Below are 23441 nucleotides of genomic sequence, written 5' to 3'. Positions count from 1 at the left end.
TTTGATCCCGACGGGAACGCCTTTCTCGTGTGCGCATTGTCAGTTTGTCACCGCCGAGACCCCCCTCCCGTCCAAGCGGCTGGTGATACGATCCCGAAAGGCCTCCACATCATTGGTGTGGAGGCCTTTTTTATGCCCGTTTCAACAAGGCGAGCAGACCTGCACGTGGCTTTTCCGTGAGCGCGGCAACAAGTTCTGCCGGATCGTAAGGCTTTGCCAATACCGGGCCCAATTGCCGGATGTGTTCGGGAATATCGCCCGGCGATCCGGTCTGAAAGACTATCCTCGTTTGCGCATCTCCCAACGCCTTGACCAGTTCGGCGATTTCCCAGCCGTCATCACTGTCGGCAAGATGCACGTCGAGAACCATCGCATCGAAATTGCCTGCGCGAAGCTTTCCAAGGGTGCACGATGCGGAAGGACAGATGGAAACCTCGGCAAACCCGTGATCGAGCAGCGTTTGCTGGATTGTCAGCCCCAGGACGGCATCGTCTTCGACAACGATGACGCGGCGGGGGCGCTTTGAACGGAAGTGTGCGCCAATGGCCATCAGTCAGCCATGCGGCGGGCATCGCATTTTGGCAAGAAAGCTATGGTTTCAGCCAATCGACTTTTCGTAGACCGCGTATTCCCGGTTGATCGTGCTTTCGATGGTGTCGGCAATCGCCACCATTCCCTGATTGTCTTCGAGGATCCAGCCGATCTCCCCGCGAGTTGAATCATACCGGGCAGCCGCATTGTCGCGGATGTAGCTGATCATCATGAAAGCCAGCTGGCTCGCCATGCGCGAGTTCTGGAATTCCTTGAGCACACCCATCAACGGTACGCGCATGTCCGAACCCGAAGGTTTCCTGAGCCAGCGGAGCAGATGGAACCAGCCGAACGGGAAGAGCTTTCCGCCCGTCTTCTTCAGGACGTGGTTGATATCCGGGAAGGTCAGCATGAAGGCAACCGGGCGGCCATCCACCTCGGCAATCATGTTCAGGTCTTCGTGGATGATCGGTTTCAGCTTCACCCCGGTATAAGCCACCTCTGCCGGGGTCAGCGGCACAAAGCCCCAATTGTCCGACCAAGCATCGTTGAGAATGGCGAGGATCTTTGCTGCTTCCTCGTCCCAGTCCTTCTTTCTGACGGGCCGAACATTGATCCGCTTGTTGCGTTCGCCCGATTGCACGATCCGCTGCACCAGCGGCGGGAAGCCCTTCGTAATGTCGAGATCGTAGGTGTAGAGCGTCTTGGCGCGCGTATATCCCGCCGCCTCGATCCAGCCCGCATAGTGTGCAGGGTGATGGCCCATCATGATGACCGGCGAATGGTCATGCCCCTTCACCAGCAGACCCGGCTCCTCCCAGATCGACATCGAGATCGGGCCGACGACGCGGTTCATCCCCTGATCGCGCAGCCATTTCTCGGCAGTCTCGAGCAATTGGCTGGCAACAGTTTCATCCTGCGCGTCGAAATAGCCGAACATTCCCGCGCCGGGGCCAAATCCCTGTTCAGGCGACATCTGCAAGGCAAGTTCATCGATATGCGCTGAGATACGGCCGACAGGCTTTCCGTCGCGATGGGCGATGAACAATTGCGCGCGCGCGTGGCCGAAGAACGGGTTCTTTGCCGGATCGACAAGCTCCAATTGCTCGCTGCGCAATTGCGGCACCGAATGCTCCAGTTGAGCGGCAAAGGCCCGTCCCAGATCGACGAAGCGTTCGCGCCCGTTCTTGTCGGTGATGGCCTCAATGCTTATCTGTGCGTCTGCCAAGGGATTTGTCCCGTATTGCTTTATGTCAAAGCGTCCTTGCGGCTTGCTGGCCTAAGGCGCAAGCCAGTCGATCACACTTATGAGCAAAGCGGGTTTGCCGTAACCGCTGCAAATGCGGTATTGGCCCTTTGTCGAAACAACCAACATGACCATGCACCAGCCACTTTCCACTTCCCCATCCGCCACGAAGCCGCGCGCGACCCGCGCTGATTTCCAGACTGCGGACGACAAGGACATGCTGCGCGCTGCCCGCGATCTGACCAAGGATCTGGGTGAAGCGCGCGGTGCGATCTACTGGCCGGACATGCTGATATCGGCTGCGTTGGGCTATGGCGGTATTGCTGCCGCGATCCTGACTGAAAATCTGGCGATTGCTATCGCCGCCGGTCTTGTTGCATCGCTGGCGCTGTATCGCGCGCTCATGTTCATTCACGAATTGACGCACATCCACCGCGACGCGTTGCCCGGATTTCGCGCCGGCTGGAACCTGCTGGTCGGCATTCCCATGCTCACGCCTAGCTTCATGTACGAAGGTGTGCACGTGATCCATCACAAGCGCACCCAGTACGGCACGGTGGAAGATCCGGAATACCTGCCGCTGGCACTGATGAAGCCTTGGAGCCTGCCGGTATTCGTCATCATTGCATTGCTGGCCCCTATCGCATTGCTGATCCGGTTCGGTGTGCTGGTTCCGCTTGGCGCGATCATTCCGCCCCTGCGCAAGTTCACGTGGGAGCGATTTTCGGCGCTTTCGATCAACCCCGATTTCCGGCGCAAGCCGCCAACCGGCGACTTTGCCCGCATGGTGTTCTGGCAGGAAGCCGGAGCCAGCATCTGGGCTATCGCTCTGATCGCCAGCACCTTTGCGCTTGGATGGCGGCCTTTGCTGATCGCGCTCGCGATCGTATCGTTCACTGCCCTGCTCAACCAGCTGCGTACGCTGGTCGCGCATCTGTGGGAGAACGAGGGCGAGCCGATGACGGTGACCGCGCAATTCCTCGACAGCGTCAACGTGCCGCCGCCGGGCATCGCTGCCGAAATCTGGGCTCCGGTTGGGCTGCGCTATCACGCCTTGCATCACCTGATGCCATCGATGCCCTATCACGACCTGCCCGAAGCGCACCGCCGGCTGGCGAAGGAACTGGGCGATGGTTCGACCTATGAAGGCGCGAACCACCCCGGCATGTTGACGCTGGTTGCCCGGATCGCCCGCAGCACCATGGTGCCCCGCTAGGCTTCAGTCGGCTGGAAGCAGCTTGTTGCGTTCGGGATCGATCGCCCGCCCGCCGTCGTCATTGCTGCCGCTTTCCATTGTTGCAGGCGCCGCAGGTTCGATGCCTGCATCATCGCCGGTTTCGGCCTCGGCGCCTTCAGCCGCTGCGTCTGTCCCTTCGTCGGCTGGGATGACCTCGGTGATGTCGGGAGCCTCTTCCGGCTCTTTCTGACAGGCTACGAGCGCGAGCGAGAACGCTATCGTTGCGAGGGCGGGCGCGACTTTCATGAGCTTGATCCTCTTTTGTGATGCGCCAGCATAGCCCGACGCGATCAATCGAGGAAACAGATCATTGCGCAGCGGCGATCCGCCGGCAGGCCGTTGTCCGCTTCCAGCGCCAATTCGGCAGCGAGGCGGGGGTGCGCATCAAGCGCCGTGACTTCTTCGAAACCGATCCGTGCATAGAATGGTGCGTTCCACGACACGTCGCGAAATGTCGTGAGCGTCAGCGTCCGGAATCCAGAATTGCGCGCATCAATGATGCTGGCCCGCAGCAGGCCCGCACCGATCCCGAGCTTCTGAAAGTCGGGGTGGACCGACATTTCCCAGATATGCAGTTCACGCCTGAATGGCTCCGTCGCAATGAAGCCTACGCACTGGTCGCCATGAAGTGCGGTCAGGCAATGTCCTTTGCGGATCAGGCTCGAGTGGCGTTCCACCGCGATGACATCACCGCTCGCAAGATAAGCGAGTTCGGGAATAGTCTCAAAAAGGCGCGCTGCCGCTTGTTCGATCGCAGGAAAATGCTCGGCATCCTCGGGCCGCGCAAGGCGGAGCGACCATCCGCTCACTCTTCGGTCCTGATCAGAACCGTCTCACCGACCAGCAAAAACAGGAAGAAAGGTGCCCATGCCGCGAGGAAGGGCGGATATCCGCCAAAGCTGCCCATCGCCAGGGCGGCATTGTCCACCACGAAATAGGCGAACCCCAGTGCCATCCCGATGATCGCACGCACGAACAATTGCCCCGATCGCGCAAGGCCGAAGGCGGCGACCGAACCCAGCAATGGCATGAGCAAGGCCGACAGGGGGCCTGAAATCCGGTGCCACCACTTGGCCCGCATCTCCGAGGTTCTCCGCCCCACCGACTCCAGCGCAGTTATCGTTGCGCCCAGTTCCCAGAAGCTTTGTCCGTCAACGTCGACTGATTGCAGATCGATCTGGTCCGGTGTCAGCCCTTCGCCGACAATCACGGTGTCGAGCGTCTCAACCTCGGTGGCTCCGACATCGAAGCGGCGCGGGTTCTCCAGCTTCCAACCCGGCGCGGCATAGGTGGCACGGGTTGCCCGGATTTGCTCCGTCACGATGCCGCCCGGCCCGCGAGCGTCCCAAGTGACATTCGTCAGCACGATTCCTTCGCCAGAGCCGGTCAGCGATGACGCCGACAGGATGTTGCGACCGTCCGTCAGGTTGATGTTGGCGCGCACACCCGAATCCGCCGGAATTGCACCATATTCGACCGCCTCCCACGCTTTCAGCGTCGCGTTCGCGCGGGTCACGATCCTTTCGTTAAAGCCAAAACTGATGACGGAAATGACTGCCGCCGTCAGCAGCAGCGGTGACAGCACCTGATGGGCGGACAGCCCCGCCGCCTTCATCGCCACAACTTCGCTATTCTGGTTCAGCGTCACCAGCGTGATCAGCGTGGCGAGCAGCACCGAATACGGCAGGAACCGCGATATCAACTGCGGGACACGGAGACTTGCATATTTCAGGATCTCAGCCTGTCCATTGCCCTGCGGTTCGAGGATCTTGCCCGTCGAACCGAGCAGGTCGAGCGCGAGAAGCACCAGAACCAGCATCACGAGGACCGCGATGATCCGCACCACGAACATCTTCGCGAGATAGAATGTCAGCGAGCGGGAAGGGAAAAAGTCGAGCTGCACCGTGTGTGCGCCTTTCGTCTATTCGGCAGGAGCCAGCCGAGAGTCTTTTTCGGCTGCCTGATCAGCGGAATGATCGGCCAGAAGCGATGGTGGCTTGCGACGCGCGAACAGCTTGCTCACTTTTTTGGAGAGCTTGGCAAACAGCGTTTCCAGCGCACCGAGCGCCTGGCCACCGGGGACGTGCGCCGTACGGTAATACATCCATAGAATAAGAGCGGCGAATAGGAAGAAAGGCCCCCAAAGCGCCACGATCGGATCGATCCGGCCTAACGTGGCGACGTCTTCTCCGTACTGATTGACCTTGTGATAGGCGACCACGAGTATGATCGAGACGAACACCCCCAGCGCGCTGGTGGATCGTTTCGGCGGTATCGCCAGCGCCACCGCGAGCAGCGGCATAAGCAGCATCATGACAACTTCGACCAGGCGATAGTTGAAAGTCGCCTGACTGGCATCGCGCTCCGACTTGGTCGAGCTTTTGTCAGCCCAGCCGATGCTGAGCAATTCCGGGAGGATATATTCCCGGCTGGCGTCGCCGCGAGCGCGAAACTCCTCGATCTTGGGAAGGTCGATTGGCAAATCGTGCCGACTGAATGACAGCACCCGCGGCGTCTCGCTGCCGGTGTCCTGAATGATCGTACCTTCCGTAAGGCGCAGGATGATCGTGTCGGGATCGTCAGAAGTTGCGAGGAACGCGCCTTCCTGCGCGCTGATGGTGAGTGTCTGTTCGCGATCATTCGACACGCGGGCATAAATCCCGATCAGCCGCCGCCCTTCATCCTCGCTCTGTTCGATGCGCAGGGCCATGCGGTCCGCCAGCGTGGTGAATTCGCCAACCTTGATCGACGCACCAAGCGCGCCCGATCGAAGCTCGTATTCCATCTGTTCGTAGTAATAACGGCTCAGCGGCTGGACATAGAAGACCAGCGCGACGTTGACCGCGACCAGCACCAGTGTGATCGCATAGGGAACCCTGAGCAGCCGCCAGTATGACAGCCCGACTGCGCGCATGGTGTCGAGTTCGCTGGTGGTCGCGAGCTTGCGAAAGGCCAGCAGAACCCCGAGCAGCAGGCCAAGCGGGATCGCAAGGCTGGCGTATTCGGGGATCAGCGCGCCTAGCATCTTGAAGACGACCCCGATCGGGCCACCTTCGATCGCGACAAAATCGAACAAGCGAAGCATCTTGTCGAGCAGGAGCAGTGATGCCGCGAGCGCGAACACGCCCAGCATTGGCACGACAACCAAGCGGAAGATATAACGGTCAATGCTGGGAATGAAGTTGAACACGTTACGTCAGAAGCCTCTTGATCCCAGCCCCTAGCGCGAATTGTCGGCTGCGTCATGCCCCAACGCGTTATCAGCGCATCTACAGGCCTGTTTTACCAGAACCGACTGCCCGGCCCACCCTTGAAAGGCCCGGCTTCGTATTGGCTGATCCAGCCACCATAGAACCCGCCGGGCTGGGGAGTGATTTGTTCGCCATCGACAAGGCATTGATCGAGCGGATCGGGATAGAAAGCCAGATGATCGCATATCGGGGCAAAGGACTTTGTGGGTGACGGGTAACTCCACGCACCTGCAACGATCATCTGATCACCGACAACAATATCGAAATATCGTGCCTGCCCCTTCCATTCGCACAGTGTGCGGCGCGGATTGGCGACCAGATACTCCATCGCGACGTCGGATTGCGGGATGTAGTAAGTCGGCGGGTGGCTCGTTTCGAGTGTGCGCCAGGCCTTTCGGGTGTCTGCCAGATCGACCCCCTGGTGTATGATCCGGATGTGCCTTTCGGTCGGATCGCAGATCGCGGGGCGCGGGTAGTTCCAGACGCTTTCCTGTCCGGGCTTGACCGGATCGGGCTGCGGATGGCCGCCGAACAGGCTCACCGGCAGATTATGCCTTTTCGAGAGTGCATTGCAGCGGGTGCTGGTTCTGCCGTGCAAAATCCATCACCTGGTTCACCTTGGTCTCGGCCACTTCGTACGGGAAGATGCCGCAAACGCCGACCCCCTTTTGGTGGACATGCAGCATGACACGGGTCGCCTGTTCGAGATCCATGTTGAAGAACCGTTTGAGCACCATGACGACGAACTCCATCGGGGTGTAGTCGTCGTTCAGCATCAGAACCTTGTACTGGCTCGGCTTCTTTGGCTTTGCGCGAGTCTTGGTCGCGATCCCGACTTCGCCATCGGTGCCAGGCGTCTTGTTGTCATCAGCCGCACGAACGACGGCGATCCCGCAAACGGGGATGTCAACAACACGGGAGGGCAAAGGCGTGGCCATGGGCTTTCCATTATGGGATTCATATGCGGGTTCGCAAGTCGTCTCTCGCGACCAATGCCTGCAAAGTCGATGCAAAACGTAAAGGGCCGGACAGACCATATTCGGTCTGTCCGGCCCATGCGCTTTCGCGCGCTTTCGTGAACCGGGATTGGGAGAGAGAGGAGAGGCCCGGTCCAGAAACTTGTATCGGCGCTTAGGCGGCCTTCGAGATCTTCTCGGCAGCGACGCTGACGCGGTTCGAAATCGGGGCGAAAGCATCGTTGTAGAGCTTCACCCAAGCTTCGGTGCGCTGCGAGCCGAACGAAACGACGGCGTCGAAGTTGCGACGAGCGATTTCGCCCTGCAGCTGCATCAGTTCGGTCGGCGACTTGACCGAAGCGACCTTCTTGACGTCTTCGGTGACGGTCTCGACGACGGTCTTGCCGGTTTCGACGTTCTCACGGACGAGCTGCTGCGCGCCGGCGAAGAAGATCTTGCCGCTTTCGACGACTGCGTCGAGGTTAGCCTTGTTGAATTCGCCAGCTTCCGAAGCGAATTCGCCAGCCTTGGCGTAGGCGCCCTTCACGCGCTCTTGCACGTCAGCAGCCATTTCCTTGGCCTGGGCAGTGAAATCGGTCTTTTGAGCAGTTGCCATGATGGTGTCCTTGAGTTTGGTAACGGGGCTGTTGTTCGGGGTCTTGGCTGCGGCCTTTGGAGCCGCCTTATTCGCTGCGACGGGAGCCTTCTTCGGGGCCGGCTTCTTTGCAGCAGGGGTCTTCTTGGCGGCGACTTTCTTGGCCGGCGCCTTCTTCGCGGCTGCGGCAGGCTTCTTTGCCGGAGCTGCAACCGCCTTCTTCACAGCTTTGGCCTTGGCTGCCGGCTTGGGCGCGTCGGCCTCGACCGCTTTGGCGACCTTGGCCGGGCTTGCCGTGGTTTTCTTCACAGCTGCCTCTTCGTAAGCTTTCTCGGCCGCGGCATCGATTTTTGCCACGGTCTTTTCCGATGATGTCTTGGCGTCAGCCATAGGAACCTCGCTTTGTGTTGCACTGCACAAAATAGTGATTGCAACTGCGAAGTCAAGTTTTTTGTGCAGTGCACAAAAATATGCCTAAGACATTGGTTTATCAGTAAAAGGCGGCGTTTCGGGAAACTCGGAAGGCAATTTTATCGCCTAACGGGTCTTCACATAGCTACCCGGCGCATCGCCCAGAACGGTGTCTCCTTTGCCGCCCGGCTTGCGTTTGCCACTCGCCGGGACGCGGGTGTCAGACTGGCGTTCAAGCCAGGCCAGCCAATGGGGCCACCAACTGCCGGGGTGCTCTTCTGCTCCGGCGATGTATTCCTTGAGCGATGCGGCTTTGCTGTCGCCGACCCAGTATTGGTACTTGTTCGCTGCAGGCGGGTTGACCACACCGGCAATGTGTCCGGAGCCGGCAAGCAGGAAGTCCACCGGCCCGGCAAAATGATCGGTAACGCGCCAGACGCTTTCCGCAGGAGCAATGTGATCCTCGCGCCCGGCCTGAACATAGCTGGGCGTTGTCACCCTTGTCAGATCGATCGGCGTACCGTCCGCCGACAGCGCATCGGGAACGACCAGTTTGTTGTCCCGGTAAAGGTCGCGCAGGTAATCATTGTGCCATTTTGCCGGCAGGTTGGTGACGTCACCATTCCAGTGAAGCAGGTCGAACGCGGGATAGTCCTCGCCCAGAAGGTAGTTGTTGACGACATAGTTCCAGATCAGGTCCTTGCCTCGTAGCGCATTGAACGTCGCGGCTAGGTACCTTCCGTCCAGATACCCTTCGGGCGACAACTGACTGATCAGCTCCAGTTGGCCGTCATCGATAAAATGCTTGAGATCGCCGCTGCGTTCGAAGTCCACCTGAGCCGTGAAGAAGGTCGCGCTTTTGACCTTGTGATCTTCGCCGCGCCGGGCGAGCACTGCCAGCGTCGCAGCCAGCGTTGTCCCCGCGACGCAATAACCGATGGTGTGGACCTGCGGGACTTTGAGTCGCTCGCGAACGCAATCGATCGCCTCGATCTGTGCCCGGATGTAATCGTCCCAGACCACATCCTTCATGCTCTCGTCGGCCGATTTCCAGCTGACCACGAACACGGTGATGCCCTGATCAACGGCCCATTTGATGAAGCTCTTCTTGGGTGTCAGGTCGAGGATGTAGAAACGGTTGATCCACGGCGGGAAGATCACCAGTGGCACTTCGTAAACATCGCTGGTCGACGGGCTGTATTGCAACAGCTGGAACAGCGGTGTCTCGTGAACCACCTTGCCGGGGGACGCCGCCAGGTTCTCGCCCAGCTTGAAGGCATCAGGATCCGTGTGGGTCAATTGACCGCGCTTCAGATCGTTGATCAGGTGGCGCATGCCCCGCACGAGGTTTTGCCCGCGCGTTTCGACAGTGCGTTTCATCACGACCGGGTTGGTCAGCAGAAAATTGTCCGGGCTCATGGCCTCCGACAATGCGCTGATCGCGAATTGAAGCTGCTTCTTCTTTTCGCTGTCGAGCCCGTCCATCGAAGCGGCCGCTTCGCGGAAATACTCCGCCAGCATCAGGTAATTCTGGTGGAGCAGGGCAAATGCGGGATGCTCGCGCCATGCCGGGTCGGCAAAGCGCCGATCCGAGCGTGGCAGCGCCGGTGCATCTGCGTCTGACGCAGTTTGGCCAGTGACAAAGCGGTCGAATACGCCCTTCCACAGAGCCATCGATTCCTGAGCCAGCCGGGTTTGCGCTTCGATCGGCCCGGTCGGCAATTGCTTCATCATGCTTTGCGAGATCACCAGCCATTGCGCCGGATCGATCAGGCTTTTCCCCTTGGTCGAGTTCTCGGCGGCCTTTTGCGCCTGTCCCGTCACGAATTCGAGCCACATTTGCTGGAGTTCGCCGCTCGCTTTAGCCCAATCGGCGATCTCGCCTGCATCCATGCCCTTTGGAAACGGACCAGACTGGATAGACGCGCCGCTTGCATCTGAACTTGCAAACGCCTGCCCAAGGAAATCCTGCATGGCCTTGCCCTGCATTCCGAGGAAGTCGGTTATCGGGGCCAGGGTCTCGAAGATGTTATCAGCGCCAGCACCCGGTTTGTCCTTGTCAGCCATTGTAGCGCCTATTCCCTCGTTCGTTGCCTGTCCGACTCATTTAGCAAGCCTTGATCTAACGCAAACGGCTTTTCACATCGACCGTTTATGCCCTACAATACCGCCTCTGTCCGCTACTACATCGGTCGCGAACAAATGGTCAGGGAACCCAATGGACGAACAATTCTACCGCATGAAGCGGCTGCCGCCTTACGTTATCGCAGAAGTGAATGCGATGCGGCACGCGGCGCGCCTGGCGGGCAGGGACATTATCGATCTCGGGATGGGCAACCCCGATCAGCCGCCGCCTCAGCATGTGATCGACAAGCTGTGTGAAGTTGCGGCGAAACCTGATGCGCATGGGTATTCGCAATCGAAGGGTATTCCCGGCCTGCGGCGGGCTCAAGCCAATTATTACGCACGGCGCTTTGGGGTGGAGCTTGATCCGGAATCCGAAGTTGTCGTCACCATGGGCTCGAAAGAGGGGCTGGGCAGTCTGGCCACCGCGATCACAGCGCCCGGAGACGTGGTGCTCGCTCCCAACCCGTCGTACCCGATCCACACGTTTGGGTTCATCATCGCCGGGGCGACAATCCGATCAGTCCCCACGACACCGGACGAGGAATATTGGCGCTCGCTCGAAAGCGCGATGAATTTCACCGTGCCGCGGCCGAGCGTGCTGGTGGTGAGCTATCCGTCCAATCCAACCGCTGAAACCGTCGATCTGGCGTTCTACGAACGGCTGGTCGCATGGGCACGCGAAAACAAGGTTTGGGTCTTGTCCGACCTTGCTTATTCCGAACTGTATTATGACGGCAATCCGACCCCTTCGATCATGCAGGTCAAGGGTGCAAAGGATGTCGCCATCGAATTCACCAGCATGAGCAAGACCTATTCCATGGCGGGATGGCGCATGGGATTTGCAGTCGGCAACAAGCAGCTTATCGCGGCGCTCACTAGGGTGAAGTCCTACCTTGATTACGGGGCATTCACCCCTATTCAGGCTGCTGCGTGTGCGGCTCTGAACGGGCCGCAGGACATCGTCGAAACTAACCGCCGATTGTATCGCAAACGGCGCGACGTCATGGTTGAGGCATTCGGGCGTGCCGGTTGGGATATCCCGTCGCCGGCAGCTTCCATGTTCGCATGGGCGCCGCTGCCGCCTGCGCTCAAGGACATGGGCAGCCTCGAGTTTTCGAAGCAATTGCTTACCGAAGCGCAAGTCGCAGTGGCTCCGGGTGTGGGCTATGGCGAGAAGGGCGAAGGATTTGTTCGGATCGCCATGGTCGAGAATGAACAGCGGCTTCGGCAGGCGGCGCGAAACATCAAGCGGTATCTTTCGTCGCTGGGTGTGAACAGTTCGGCAGCGTAAGAGTATTTTGAATGCATGGTTGTGCGGGTTCCATTTGCTGGAGAAAAATCGCCCAACTTGCGTTAGTTGATGTGGTTCTTGTTTGAATGGAGGATTCAATGTCTTCCATAGGGTCTCGGCCCCTGACTCAGCGACAACGCTCCGTGATGGAGCGGATAGATCGGCGTGTCCCGATCAAGGTGATCGCGCAGGAGCTTGGTGTTTCCGAGACGCGCATCAACCAGCATATTCGTGCGCTCAAGGACATTTACGAAGCCGATAACCTCGGTGATCTGGTCGAGTGCTATCGCGCTGATATCCGGGCGAAAAAGCAAGCGAGCCCGGAGCCTGAAGCTGACGCGAATGGCAATTCCGAAGCCGACCTGAAGGGGTTGAGCGAACCTGCATACAGCAAAAGTCAGGTGCCATCCGATCGCGCAAATGCCGATGAAGGCTTCGGAAACGATCCGGGGCAACTCGTCATAAGCGATTCGATGCCCCTGGAATATCAGGCGCCTTGGCTGAATTCTGGCGAGCCACGGGTCGTTCCCCGGGCACTCGATGGTGAAAACGCCGTCTGGTATCGCCTCGCTGCCATTGTCGGGATTGCGTTCGGAGTTTTGGCCGCCGTCGTCCTTACCGTGACAGCCGCTGTCACGATCAGCGAGGCACTGGATGGGCGTGCAGCGATCTCGGTTGACGAACAGGGCTTTTCCTGACGAGTGGGGAAGGGCCTTTGCATAAAGGGTCCCTACCATGTCTGAACGTATGCTCAACGACGCTCACAACCTCAAAAAGCTGATGCGGGAGGCAGAAGCGCTTGCCGACGAATCCATGATCGCATTTGCACGGCTCAAACAAGCGATGCTGACCGCCCGCCAGAACCCGCTGGTGGATGTGCACACCGGACAGCGTGCGCTGATGCGGCTGAATCAGGCAGAGGCGCAGGCGCTGGCGATGTCCACCAACCTTCTTCGAGTTCACGACGAACTGAGCAAGGTCGCGCGGGAGAAGATGGCCGACGACATTGTTCCCACGGAAATTCCGGCTGCTTCCATAGCAGAATCCTCCGAGGCTTTGCCGGTCGAGACACTGGTGGCCTGATCCGGAAAGGCCTATGCTGCAACTGCTCGCTTCCGAATATCGCATGATCGCACAGGATCTTCTGGCGATCATGCTGCTGGCTGCCGCATTCATCTGGGGTGGCGGGCCGGAACGGGCAGTTGCCGCATCGTGGGTCATCATTTTCAAGGTTTCTTCCTTCGTCAGGGAAACCTTCTTCGCGCAATCTCTCCAATTGATGGAAGTCGATGTCTTTCTTGCCTCCACGGATATCGTGGCGGGAATCGTATTTGTCTGGATCGCGCTTTACGCCAATCGGAATTATCCCTTGTGGATCGCGGCGATGCAATTGCTGGCCGTTTCAGCTCACCTCGCGCGGGGACTGGTCGAGTCCATTTTGCCTATCGCTTATGTGGTGATGATTGTCGCACCGGGGTGGTTCCAGCTTTTTGCACTCGCTTTCGGACTGGCACGGCACGCCTCCCGCAAACGCAAGTACGGCCCGTATCGCGACTGGCGCAAGTCCCAGCCTCCGCCAGGCCTGGCGCCGCCCACCGCTGGTTCTACGGCGGAACGAATGGTGTTGAAGAGTGCGCAAACCAGTTGGCGGGACAATCTTAAATGATCGAACTTCTCAGCAAGCGCCATGCTCGCAGCGTCGATGCCGGAGCACGCCAGCGCGCCATGATCGACTATCTCAAGGCGATGGTGATCTGCAATCCGCTGTCGGTCGAGCGCATACACGCGGTCTTCTTTGACCGGGACCGATCGTTTCTGGGCGATGCCCCTTTGGGCCAGGGTGGCGTCGGAAGCCTCACGCTGCGCATGCGCGAGGTCTTCGGCAAGGCGCTGGCGATGGATGCGCACGGTTTCATCATCGCTCACAATCACCCGTCTGGTAATTGCCGGCCAAGCCAGCATGATATCGATGCAACCGCGCGGCTCAATTCGATTGCCAGATCGCTGGATATCGAATTGTTTGATCATCTGATTTTCACACAACATGCGGTTTATTCGATGCGTGCGGGAGGGCAGTTGTGAACTCTTCGGCCGCATCCGACTTTTCACCCCGGGACGACACGATGATCCCGCGCTTTCGCGAGGCTGGCGACGTCACTCTCGACCTGTTTCACCGCGATGGCCGGGTGGATGATCGCTGGATCGGGTTCCATCCTCGCGAATTCGAGCTGCTGTGGCGGCTGGCCGAACAGCCCGGGGTGCCCGTAACGCGCAAGCAGTTGCTGCGTGATGTCTGGCGTATCGATTTTGAGCCCGAAACCAACAGCGTCGCCGTTCACGTCGCGCGCATTCGCAGCAAGCTCGAACCATTCGGCCTTGCGCCAATCCTCGCTACCCATCCCGAAGCGGGGTATTACCTCAACGCTCCTGTCCAGACCGACAGTTTCAAGCTGACTGGCAAGTCCTAGTCGGAGCTTGGCGGGAAAGGCTGGCAGAAACGCGGCTGGACAGCTTTGGTGGGTTCGGCCAGTTTCGCACCATCAAGACAGGGAATTGAAGGAACAGCATGTCGCACACCCAGCTTATGCCGGCCAATGATCGCGTTTCAATCGAGCTTGGCGAAGACGGCGTCGCCCAGGTCCGGCTTATTCGCGCTGACAAGATGAATGCGCTCGATCCGGAAATGTTCGCCGCGATCATCGAGGCGGGCACGATCCTCCAGCGGGCCAAGGGCGTCAGGGTGGTGGTGCTTTCAGGCGAGGGGCGAGCCTTTTGTGCTGGCCTCGACACCGCGAGTTTTTCGCGCACCCAGGGCGAAGGTGAACCGACTCTGCCCGAACGCACCCATGGCAACACCAACCGCGCGCAGGAAGCCGCAATGATCTGGCGCAAGCTTCAAGTCCCAGTGATCGCGGCCTTGCACGGTGTGTGCTTTGGCGGCGGATTGCAGATTGCCAGCGGGGCTGACATCCGCGTCGCGCATCCGGAAACGCGCATGGCGATCATGGAGCTGAAATGGGGTCTTGTGCCGGACATGGGCGGCTATGCCCTGTGGCGCGGCCTCGTGCGTGACGATGTGCTGCGCGAACTGGTCTACACCAATCGCGAATTCACCGGGGCCGAGGCGCAATCGCTGGGCCTTGCGACCTTTGTCGACGATGATCCGCTGACCCGCGCGACGGCAATCGCAACCGAAATCGCCAATCGCAATCCGCACGCGATCCGCGCTGCCAAGCGGCTGCACGCCGCGATGCAGGAACTCGATACCGATGCGATCCTGCTGGAAGAGAGCGTTGAACAGCACGCGATCATGCGCAGCCCCAACCAGATGGAAGCGGTGATGGCGGGCATGCAAAAACGCGCGCCCAAATTCGAGGATGCGGAGTAGAGCTACGCTCTCAGCGTCAGCCGAACACTGCGACGCATTGCAGGCCGTCCAGAACCTGACGGCCATTCGTGTCCCACATCCGCAGCCGCTCCGACGAATAGCCAGCATCGGCGTGCTGGCTGGCGTTTTCCGCCAGATACCATCCTCCGTCGGATTGCGTGTGCGGATCAAGCACATTGAACGACCAGTTGATCGAACTGATCGGCCCCATCCGCTGCATGATGCGCATCGCGCCCGGCGGCATGACATCACCCATCAGCACCAGCTTGCTGACAGGATCGAGATCGTGTTCCTCTGTCAGACGCGCCCAGCGCCGGATCGTCGCGCCATGATCTGCGTCCTTTGACTGTCCGAAACGCAGTTCGAAATTGTTCTGGATGAAGCTGGGCCCTTGCCCTTGCATCGCAGGCGCATTGTCCGACGGTGCGCCCGGCCAGTTCTCCGGGGGATCCGCAGGACGCAGGGCGTTCGCCTCCCGATCGGCTGCGAACAACCAGAACGCCGTTAGCGCCACGCCTTTCTCGTTCCGGATTTCGCTGCGGATCTGGGTCACATTGCGCCCTTCGCGGACGATTTCGGCGGAAAGCTCGATTTCCTCCCCGATCGGGGCGACAAAGCCGATCTGCGCGGCGCGCAGTGGCGGAAGGTCGGGAAAGGCGCGCTGGGCCATGGTGAAGGCGACAAGCGCCGAAGCCCCGCCATAGAGTGTGCGCCCTTGCATCCAGTCGCTCGCATTGTCGAGGCGGGCGGGACCGGGCTTTCCGGTTATGGGTTCCAACAGGCTGGCAATGGTCATGCCAGCGCATCTGCCCAATAGGATGCGCGCGGTCCAGAGTGACGTTGCGTAAGGTCCGGCGCTGTCGCGCAAGACAGGCCGGTCCGGCTGTGACATGACGCGCAACGCAAAAGCCACATTGCCTTTCTGTCGCCGAATCGGTAGTGCGCCGCTTCCGCTCTGTTTCAGGGCGGCTCGGCCCGATGGCGGAGTGGTGACGCAGCGGACTGCAAATCCGTATACGCCGGTTCGATTCCGGCTCGGGCCTCCACCTTCTCTTTTCTGGGAAGGCGCCAAAAGATAGAGTGCCGCTTTAGCTCAGTTGGTAGAGCACATCATTCGTAATGATGGGGTCACGTGTTCGAGTCACGTAAGCGGCACCACGCTCCTCTAAGGGATTGCTTTCCCTAAAAAAGTACGGAAAATCAGGCTTTCTTGCTCCGCGACGGTACAACGCGGAGGTACAATAAGTGGGTCTCGTATTGAGCTACATCGTGGTGCATGCGTCAGGTCGATGTGACTACCGACGCTACTTCCCCGCCTCCCTAAAGCCGTTCGTTCCAGGCGGGCAGAAACTCGTCAAACGGTCCCTTGGGAAGCCTGATGATCCCCAGTTCGACCAGCTCCGTCGATCTGCGGAGGATGAATATGAGCGGCTGTTCAGAATGGCTGAGAAGGCACGAGATAGGGCCTTCGATGTCCTTGACGCCCCCACCATTGCATGGCTCGCCGAAACATACCTCGCTGAGGGGCTTGAGGCTGACGAAGAGGCCCGATGGGACACTGAGGAGCGCAAGCTGTACCGGAACATCGTGCGCGACCTTGAACAGCGAGGAGCGGCTGCTGCAGCGAGCTGGCATCCCGACGACCCACTGAGGTGGGCATTAAAGACCCGTGAGACGGCGTTATGGAGCCTCGATCACCACAAATGTCTTCGCGCTGCTGGTGACCTTGAAGGTATCATGCGCAGCCTGCAGGAAGAGGCCGAGTATCTGTTGGAGGCGCAAGGTCTCGTGGTCGATCCTTTGGATGTCCAAGGGATGCAACGCCTCTGTCGTGCTCTCAATGATGCATCAATCCGGCTCGCAGAAACGAAGCTGGAGCGGCTGGATGGCAAGGAAGTGGTGACGCCTGCCTTACCGTTCAAACAACCCACACAGGACACCGCAGAGGCGGTCAGGTCGACATCCAAGGTTCCCTTGATGGAGACGTTTGATGCGTACGCTGCCAGTCAGGGGTTAACTCCTGGCGTGAGAGATGAGTGGCGGCGATACCTGGCTCGCTTGGTTGAGTGGCTGGGGCATGAAGATGCGGCAAAGCTCACCACGTCGGACCTGAGAAGCTGGCGTGACGAGTTGCTCGCCGAAAAAACCCGTAAAGGCACCCTGCGCGATCCGGTGACCGTGCGGGACAAGTATATCACCTCTGTCAGGGCCACGCTTAACTGGGCAGTGGAGGAACAGCTGCTACCCTTGAACGTGGCCAAGGGCGTGACGGTGCGCATACCGAAGAAGCCGAAGCGACGTGACCGGAGCTTCACATCAGAGGAGGCTGAGGCGATCCTCAGGGCGACCCTCCTGAAGACGCCCAGCCGCCTTTCTGCCACCCACGCGAGAGCTAGGCGATGGATACCGTGGCTCTGCGCCTACAGCGGTGCTCGCGTGAACGAGTTCAGCCAATTGCGAGCGGAGGATGTGTTCGAGGAGGATGGCATCTGGGCTGTGCGGATCACACCCGAAGCTGGTTCTGTGAAGACGAAAGAAGCGCGAGTTGTGCCCTTGCATCCCCATTTGGTCGAGCAGGAATTCCTCAAAGTCGTTGAGGCTGTGGGCAGAGGGCCGATGTTCTACAACCCGTCGGCGCAAAGGGTCGAAAGCGACAGCAGCCGACATTTCAAGAAGGTGGGGGAGCGTTTGGCTCAGTGGGTGCGTGAGGAAGTCGGGATCAAGGACACCGATATCAAACCGAACCACGCTTGGAGGCACACGTTCAAGTCGCTGTCGTACGACGCAGGTATCGAGGAGCGCCTGGTGGATGCGATCCAAGGGCATGCCCCAAAGACGACGGGTCGCGCTTACGGTAGTCCCTCGCTAGCAGCTAAAGCGGAGGCCATAAAGAAAATCCCACGGTTCGAGATATAGGGGCGCTTCGCCCACTGTAAGCGCGGCCGCGCACCGAGGCGGTCTTCAATTTCATGTATGACTTCGCCAACCGCTGGACGAACCTGCCAGCGTTGGCCGATACCTATGATCGGCTCCTCCCTGGCATTGACTGGCGTAATTGATTGGCGGAAGCTGATGATGAAGGCCCAGCAGTTCGGAAGGAAGCGCTCCTTCTGTGCTTCAAGGAAGCCGTGCGGGATGTGTTCGGATTTCGCTATGCCGCTGACGTTGATGTCCGTCATGGCTCCAAGGATCGCACCCTCTACTTCCTCGTATATGGCACCCGCGAGCCAGCGGGAATCGAAGTGTTGCGAGAATGCCAGGTAAAGGCGCTGGAAGCGCAGGCTGAAGCCGCTAGTCAGCGGACGCAGGGCAAGCTTGTTGAGGATGGTATAGGTTTTTATTCGGGACGGAGTGGGAGCCCTATTCGGTCAATCATCGACATTTTCTGGAGCGGCAGCGACAGAATGCTCGAGAGGCCCTACTGGTTCTGGCAGCGAATGAACCGGGTCTGCTTTGGAAGTAGACTTGGCCGCGGCTCCTCGCCGATTATGCTGTTCGAAGGACTGATGCAAATCAGATTGCAGGTGCACTTCAGACTGAGGGGGCGGTCTACTTCACTGGCTGGGTGAAAGGCAAGAAAGTCCCATCGGAACTATACACTCTTCAACTATACTCATGAGGTTTTAAACTATCGAACTCCTTTAGCTTCAATCGCCGCGAAGCTCCAGCGAGCCTTCTTTCGATCATAGCTTAGCACTGCTCGACCGGCGACTTCTTGCCCGTCCATAATATTCTCCGCAGTAATAATGGCCGGCGAGATGAATGTCCCATCTTCCACAAAACCCATCCCATTGCTTACACGAACGCGGTCACGAAAATCCTTCAAAAGGTGAGAAGGAGCAGAATCGCCCGAAGGTTCGATCGTAAGAACGTTTGTCTTCTTTTTGCCTTCCAAAATGAGAGGTTCTACGCGAACCGCGACTATATCACCAATTCTCGGCGTTCCGTGATATTTCGAGAACAAGCAGATACCATCAAGGCTTTTGTTCACGATAAAGTGGAAGAATTTCTTTTCCTCGTTTATCCAATCCACGACCGCCAATTGAACAGGTATCTGCGCGGTGAGATAGGAATCCGCCGGAGCGACAAATTTTTCATAGAAGGAGACGGAAGGCTCGATTGGCTTTGCGTCGGCAAACCATGACCGCTTCGAAAGCTCTTCTGCCTTTTTCGGGATATTGTATCCTTGCTGCTGTTTGCACCGAATGACCTGCTCGACCTCTCCACGGGCTCTCCTAGGATCTTCACGCCAGATGCACTCTGCGAACTTCAAGCGCAGGTTGCCGATGAACTCTTCCTTGGATGAAGTCAGCAGGGCCTTTGCGTAGCAGCCCCGCTTTACATCAACTTCCGAAACCAAATCACCAAGAACTTCCCATGCCCAGTATTCGCGCGACATGGAACGGACGAAAGCCAGCGCTTTTTCCAGAGCTTCGTCGTTACGGCCAATAACGTGGAGAAGTTCAGCCTGATATCGTTTCAGGTGCGCGTTGTCGGGGAACCGTTCGGCAACTTTCTCTAGCTGAGGAAGCACGAAATCGACATGGTCCTTCTGCTTCGATCTGAGGGCTTCCTTAGCCGCCCGCATAAACACGCTCTCAACAAGCGCTGGAAGAGTTCGCTTTTTCCCCTTGGATCCCCCACCAACTTCTTCTGATACTAGGACATCTCGCTGCCAGTCTTCCGGCCTGAATGCTTGTGCACCCCACAGCTGGAGGAATGGGATGATCTCAAGATACCCTTCTTTAGCCAGCGCCAGGGCATGCTTGAGAATAATGGTATGGAGAAGTTCCGGTCCTTTCAGGCCGATCTTGAAGTAGTAATTCAGATATTTCCTTGCGCGCCCCACGCGGATGTCAGAAAAGTTCGATTGTTTGCTTGTGCTCAGAATTTCTTGGATTGCTCGTGACAACGCCCATCCAAAAGAGAACAAGTCCTGATCCTGAATTTGACCATGCCTGAACAATTCTACATAGTGAGAAATGGCATCTTCGTATCTTCCGGCTTGATAAGCCGTTCGTGCAGATAGGCGCTTCTCGTTGAATTTACGCCCATCATCCGTTGCAAGCGCTATAGCTTGTGACCGATGCTCTGATAGAAGCTCGTCAGCCTCTGGGATGTCGAGTTCGCTCAGCTCTCGAATAAAACGACGAAAGCTATCCGAATTTGGGTTTTTCGCCTCTCGTTTTACCAAGCCGATGAGAACCCACCCCAGCGCTCCGATATTCCACTTACTCGGATCGCTGGCTACCGTTCGGACAGCTAACTCGTATGCCTCGTCAAGCTTGCCCGCCTTGCGCAGCTCTGTGATTTGTTTGTGGGGATACTGGTCTGAGCCCGAAGTTTCTACCAGCTACGAGTAGAGCCTTGGGCCGTTTTGATGCCCATTGCTGGGCGTGATGGCAACAACCGTATCGGGGCATGCCCCCGATACGGTTGGCCGCTGATCCAGCCCCGATCTCGGCCGGGGTTCGGTTCCCGAGGCTCGAGTGGGGCCGGAAGTGGTTGTAGTCGTGCCGCCAGGCTTCCAGTTCCTGGCGAGCGTGGGGAGGCTGGTGAAGATCGTCTCGTTCAGGCACTCATCCCTGAGCCGGGCGTTGAAGCTCTCGATGAACCCGTTCTGGTAGGGCTTGCCCGGCGCGATGTAGTGCCACTCGACATTGCGCTCCTTCGACCAGCGCAGGATCGCCATACTGGTCAGTTCAGTGCCGTTGTCGCTGACGATGGTGTGGGGCCGCGCCATGCGCTCGAAGACCGCTGCATCGAGTTCACGCCCAACCCTTGCGCCGGAGATCGACGTGTCGGCGATCAGGCGCACGCACTCCCGGCTGTAGTCATCGACCACGGCGAAGATCCGGAACCTGCGCCCGCAAGCGAAGGCATCAGACACGAAGTCGAGGCTCCAACGCTGGTTCGCCCCCTGAGGCACCGTCATCGGCGCTCTTGTGCCCAAGGCCCGCTTGCGACCACCACGGCGGCGCACTTGCAGCCGTTCCTCACGATAGAGCCGCCGGAACTTCTTGTGGTTCATCGCCCATCCTTCCCGGCACAGCAGCCAGTGCAGCCGCCGGTAACCGAACCGGCGTCGCTGACTGGCCAGCTCCCTGATCCGCTCGCGCGCCTTCGCATCATCAGGCCGACGACTGACGTAGCGCACCATGGTCCGGTCCACGCCCAGCACCGTGCAGGCACGACGCTGGCTCACCTCGAAGACCTCCTGGAGATGAGCCACCGCCTGCCGTCTGGCACCGGGCGCTAAAACTTTTTTGCGCTGATCTCCTTGAGCATGGCGTTGTCCAGCATCGAGTCCGCCAGCAGCTTCTTCAGCCGCGCGTTCTCCTGCTCCAGCTGGCGCAGCCGACGGGCGTCCGACACCTCGAGCCCGCCATACTTGGACTTCCACTTGTAGAAGGTTGCCGAGCTGATCCCGTGACGGCGGCAAACATCCGCCGTTGGCATCCCCGCTTCCTGCTCCTTCAAAACAGCGATGATCTGCTCCTCGCTGAACCTGCTTCGCTTCATATCGTCCGTCTCCTTGTCAGGGCCGGACTCTACTTATCGCTGGAGGAAATCTAGGGGCTCAGACCACTCTCTGAAGACCAGTGTTACCTCGGCCGTTTCGGTCTGATCAGAAGTGCCGATGCGCGTGCGAAGGGTTACACTCCGCCTCTCAACCATTGGCTCGGCAGAAACTACATCGACAAACTCACCGTTGGCGATGAATTGGCCGCCGACAATTGTATTGCTGGTGACGATCAGTCTATCGCCGGCGCATACAGAGTTCTGATCTGGAAAGATTTCCGCGTGAACAGCCTTGTTGAAGCCGGCCGCTTCGGCATTCGAGCGAGCAATGACAATCGGAAGCTCTTCGTCAGAGTCGCGTATGAGCTTGAGATACTCCGGCAGGAGATCTTCCGATGTCAAACGTACAACGTCGTCTGAAAAATCGAAACTCAAACCGCGGTAAACACTCTTCTCAACGCCAGCTCGAAGCTGTGCGACGTTCATGAGGATACCGCTATCTGCCTTTTGTCGGACGATCTCGGTAAGTCGATATTCGTGAGCTTCGATCCCGAACTGTTTTTCAAGATACTCCACATCAAGTGCCGGCGAAGTGCTCATTCCGACAGGTGGGATCTGGACTGGATCACCGATGAAGATGATTTTCCGGTCGTTATGAGTGGCGTTGAAGCCTACGAAGTTCAATAGATCCCGCAGTAGATAGCCACTGCCTGACCGGAAGAAATCGGACTCAGAGTAATCATCAGAAACCAGCGATGCTTCATCGACTAAATATACGGTATTTGCCGGATCGCGGTTTGTGGCGATGTCTGCATACACCTTGAAGGTGGCCAGATCTGAGCCGTCGCATCCATCAAATTCTCGGATGTTCCCATAGTCGTAGATCAGACTGTGGAGTGTGCGGGCATCCCGACCTGTCTTTTCAGCAATTATCTTCGCCGCCCTGCCAGTTGGCGCCGCCAGTCGATATCCTCGTCCTTGGGCAGACATATACTCGACGAGCCCCTTTGCCATGAAGGTTTTGCCTGCACCTGCATCGCCCTTCAGTAGAAACACTCGCGCAGAGGGGTCTGCGAGAAATGCCTCGAGCTTATCCGCGCATTTCTTCTGATCCTTATTGAGGTCTGCGAGAAAAGCCTCGCGCAACGTCATGCGAGTGCGCAAGCGCCGCACATTCGGATCTACTTGGGAGAGGGCAAAGCTTACTTCGTCCTGTATCCTGCGAATCCGTTCCTGCGGGAACCGAAATACGTTGGAGGGGGCATCGGCTTGGTCGTTCTCTTCGGGAATACCTTGGTCAGAAGCTTCAGGTTGAGTATCCGACCCTGGGCTGCCCTGACAATAAGGGCGAATAATCCACTCGATATCCGGCCGTAACAGTCTGGCAAACCAGCAACCCAAAGCCCAGGCATCGACGGTCAGGTCTTCGGCTTGCGAAGTCGATACCTTCCGTCCGTGCGCTCCACGGTTCCCAAAATTCCGGATGGCCTGAAGCTTGGCCAGGAGGCGTCGGTTCAGGAGCCCACTTTTCTCGAGAAGATTAAGCCGCTCCGCGTGCGTCTGACCGGCATAAAACGTAAGGTCGTAATGTTCGAAAAGCATTTCGACCATTCGCTCGGAGTAGGACCGAAGCCTAACGGCGGTAATATCAGGCTCGCTTTGTGCAGCACTTTCCGCACGCGAGCCGAGATCATAAAGATCTGGCCAAACGCTTTTCAAAAATCCGAAGTTGTCAACGGCTTCAGTCATTGTTTCCATGTGTTAGCTTGCAGTTTACTTACGCCAAATACCCTTCAGCCGACATTTCCCACATGGCCTCCAGATTTGCCGCTTTGGAGATGAGATCGCAAGGGGGACGCCATCATGGCAAGCCAACTGAGCCTTCC

Annotated in this window: 23 protein-coding genes, 2 tRNA genes and 1 pseudogene; 12 read left to right on the top strand and 14 right to left on the bottom strand. The window is 58.4% G+C overall.

Translation table 11 applies throughout. The features are described 5' to 3' along the window. Positions 1-130 precede the first annotated feature (130 nt). Complete coding sequence (locus tag AABA34_RS16040) at positions 131-550, bottom strand: response regulator (RefSeq protein WP_338303358.1); 420 nt, start codon at positions 548-550, stop codon at positions 131-133. A gap of 48 nt (positions 551-598) precedes the next feature. After that, positions 599-1759, bottom strand: a complete 1161-nt coding sequence (locus tag AABA34_RS16035) for an N-acetyltransferase (protein ID WP_338303356.1) — start codon at positions 1757-1759, stop codon at positions 599-601. A gap of 145 nt (positions 1760-1904) precedes the next feature. Here AABA34_RS16035 and AABA34_RS16030 point away from each other — a divergent pair, with 145 nt between their 5' ends. After that, complete coding sequence (locus AABA34_RS16030) at positions 1905-2993, top strand: fatty acid desaturase family protein (protein ID WP_034955848.1); 1089 nt, start codon at positions 1905-1907, stop codon at positions 2991-2993. A 3-nt stretch (positions 2994-2996) separates the two neighbouring features. On the opposite strand, the gene AABA34_RS16025 is transcribed toward AABA34_RS16030, so the two are convergent. From AABA34_RS16025 to AABA34_RS15990, 8 genes are all read right to left on the bottom strand, one after another. Further along, positions 2997-3260 carry a hypothetical protein gene (locus AABA34_RS16025; protein ID WP_338303355.1) on the bottom strand — a complete coding sequence of 88 codons (264 nt, stop codon included), beginning with the start codon at positions 3258-3260 and terminating at the stop codon, positions 2997-2999. A gap of 44 nt (positions 3261-3304) precedes the next feature. Next, the gene (locus AABA34_RS16020) at positions 3305-3823 is read right to left on the bottom strand and encodes a GNAT family N-acetyltransferase (protein WP_034955398.1); all 519 of its coding nucleotides are present in this window, start codon (positions 3821-3823) and stop codon (positions 3305-3307) included. Further along, the gene (gene lptG / locus AABA34_RS16015; RefSeq protein WP_034955397.1) at positions 3820-4917 is read right to left on the bottom strand and encodes an LPS export ABC transporter permease LptG; all 1098 of its coding nucleotides are present in this window, start codon (positions 4915-4917) and stop codon (positions 3820-3822) included. Before lptG ends, AABA34_RS16020 begins: the two co-directional genes overlap by 4 nt. A gap of 18 nt (positions 4918-4935) precedes the next feature. Beyond that, positions 4936-6204, bottom strand: a complete 1269-nt coding sequence (locus AABA34_RS16010) for an LptF/LptG family permease (protein WP_034955396.1) — start codon at positions 6202-6204, stop codon at positions 4936-4938. A gap of 92 nt (positions 6205-6296) precedes the next feature. Next, a complete protein-coding gene (locus AABA34_RS16005; protein ID WP_338303354.1) occupies positions 6297-6806 on the bottom strand; it encodes a DUF427 domain-containing protein in 510 nt (169 codons plus the stop codon). Positions 6807-6813: 7 nt separating this feature from the next. Further along, on the bottom strand, positions 6814-7203 hold the full coding sequence (gene clpS, locus AABA34_RS16000) for an ATP-dependent Clp protease adapter ClpS (RefSeq protein ID WP_252258777.1): 390 nt from the start codon (positions 7201-7203) through the stop codon (positions 6814-6816). Positions 7204-7396: 193 nt separating this feature from the next. After that, positions 7397-8206 (bottom strand): phasin family protein, encoded by an 810-nt coding sequence (locus AABA34_RS15995; protein WP_034955395.1) that lies wholly within the window; start codon positions 8204-8206, stop codon positions 7397-7399. A gap of 147 nt (positions 8207-8353) precedes the next feature. Further along, on the bottom strand, positions 8354-10294 hold the full coding sequence (locus AABA34_RS15990; protein ID WP_034955394.1) for a PHA/PHB synthase family protein: 1941 nt from the start codon (positions 10292-10294) through the stop codon (positions 8354-8356). Between the two features lie 151 nt (positions 10295-10445). Between AABA34_RS15990 and AABA34_RS15985 the strand changes: the two genes are divergently transcribed. The 7 genes from AABA34_RS15985 (at position 10446) to AABA34_RS15955 (ending at position 15033) form a co-directional block, all read left to right on the top strand. Further along, complete coding sequence (locus AABA34_RS15985; RefSeq protein ID WP_338303353.1) at positions 10446-11645, top strand: LL-diaminopimelate aminotransferase; 1200 nt, start codon at positions 10446-10448, stop codon at positions 11643-11645. A 146-nt stretch (positions 11646-11791) separates the two neighbouring features. Next, complete coding sequence (locus AABA34_RS15980; RefSeq protein WP_034955392.1) at positions 11792-12343, top strand: hypothetical protein; 552 nt, start codon at positions 11792-11794, stop codon at positions 12341-12343. A 37-nt stretch (positions 12344-12380) separates the two neighbouring features. Continuing rightward, positions 12381-12728, top strand: coding sequence for a hypothetical protein (locus AABA34_RS15975; RefSeq protein WP_338303352.1), 348 nt, complete (start codon positions 12381-12383; stop codon positions 12726-12728). 13 nt (positions 12729-12741) lie between these two features. Beyond that, a complete protein-coding gene (locus tag AABA34_RS15970; protein ID WP_338303351.1) occupies positions 12742-13311 on the top strand; it encodes a hypothetical protein in 570 nt (189 codons plus the stop codon). Then, positions 13308-13727, top strand: a complete 420-nt coding sequence (locus AABA34_RS15965) for a JAB domain-containing protein (RefSeq protein WP_338303350.1) — start codon at positions 13308-13310, stop codon at positions 13725-13727. The genes AABA34_RS15970 and AABA34_RS15965 overlap by 4 nt, the downstream gene beginning before the upstream one ends. 41 nt (positions 13728-13768) lie before the next feature. After that, positions 13769-14113, top strand: coding sequence for a winged helix-turn-helix domain-containing protein (locus AABA34_RS15960; RefSeq protein ID WP_051700110.1), 345 nt, complete (start codon positions 13769-13771; stop codon positions 14111-14113). A 98-nt stretch (positions 14114-14211) separates the two neighbouring features. After that, on the top strand, positions 14212-15033 hold the full coding sequence (locus tag AABA34_RS15955) for a crotonase/enoyl-CoA hydratase family protein (RefSeq protein WP_338303349.1): 822 nt from the start codon (positions 14212-14214) through the stop codon (positions 15031-15033). Positions 15034-15049: 16 nt separating this feature from the next. Here AABA34_RS15955 and AABA34_RS15950 read toward each other — a convergent pair whose 3' ends face one another. Next, positions 15050-15829: an acyl-CoA thioesterase gene (locus AABA34_RS15950; RefSeq protein WP_338303348.1), complete on the bottom strand. Its 780-nt coding sequence runs from the start codon at positions 15827-15829 to the stop codon at positions 15050-15052. Between the two features lie 176 nt (positions 15830-16005). Here AABA34_RS15950 and AABA34_RS15945 point away from each other — a divergent pair. The 4 genes from AABA34_RS15945 to AABA34_RS15930 all read left to right on the top strand — a co-directional run bounded on the left by AABA34_RS15945 (position 16006) and on the right by AABA34_RS15930 (position 18602). Then, positions 16006-16079 (top strand) — tRNA-Cys (locus AABA34_RS15945). 36 nt (positions 16080-16115) lie between these two features. Next, positions 16116-16191 (top strand) — tRNA-Thr (locus AABA34_RS15940). A 99-nt stretch (positions 16192-16290) separates the two neighbouring features. Beyond that, positions 16291-17949 carry a tyrosine-type recombinase/integrase gene (locus tag AABA34_RS15935; RefSeq protein ID WP_338303347.1) on the top strand — a complete coding sequence of 553 codons (1659 nt, stop codon included), beginning with the start codon at positions 16291-16293 and terminating at the stop codon, positions 17947-17949. A 143-nt stretch (positions 17950-18092) separates the two neighbouring features. Next, the gene (locus AABA34_RS15930; protein WP_338303346.1) at positions 18093-18602 is read left to right on the top strand and encodes a hypothetical protein; all 510 of its coding nucleotides are present in this window, start codon (positions 18093-18095) and stop codon (positions 18600-18602) included. Positions 18603-18661: 59 nt separating this feature from the next. Here AABA34_RS15930 and AABA34_RS15925 read toward each other — a convergent pair whose 3' ends face one another. The 3 genes and pseudogenes from AABA34_RS15925 to AABA34_RS15915 all read right to left on the bottom strand — a co-directional run bounded on the left by AABA34_RS15925 (position 18662) and on the right by AABA34_RS15915 (position 23304). Next, positions 18662-20227 (bottom strand): DUF7017 domain-containing protein, encoded by a 1566-nt coding sequence (locus AABA34_RS15925; protein ID WP_338303345.1) that lies wholly within the window; start codon positions 20225-20227, stop codon positions 18662-18664. Between the two features lie 85 nt (positions 20228-20312). After that, a pseudogene (locus AABA34_RS15920) lies at positions 20313-21555 on the bottom strand (IS3 family transposase). Positions 21556-21588: 33 nt separating this feature from the next. Continuing rightward, on the bottom strand, positions 21589-23304 hold the full coding sequence (locus tag AABA34_RS15915; RefSeq protein ID WP_338303344.1) for an ATP-dependent DNA helicase: 1716 nt from the start codon (positions 23302-23304) through the stop codon (positions 21589-21591). Positions 23305-23441: the final 137 nt, after the last annotated feature.

It is taken from the genome of Erythrobacter sp. Dej080120_24 (assembly GCF_036322605.1).
Taxonomy (GTDB): Bacteria; Pseudomonadota; Alphaproteobacteria; order Sphingomonadales; family Sphingomonadaceae; genus Erythrobacter; species Erythrobacter aurantius.
The sequence above is the reverse complement of the archived record's forward strand: the minus strand, read 5'-3'. Positions and strand labels throughout refer to the sequence as shown.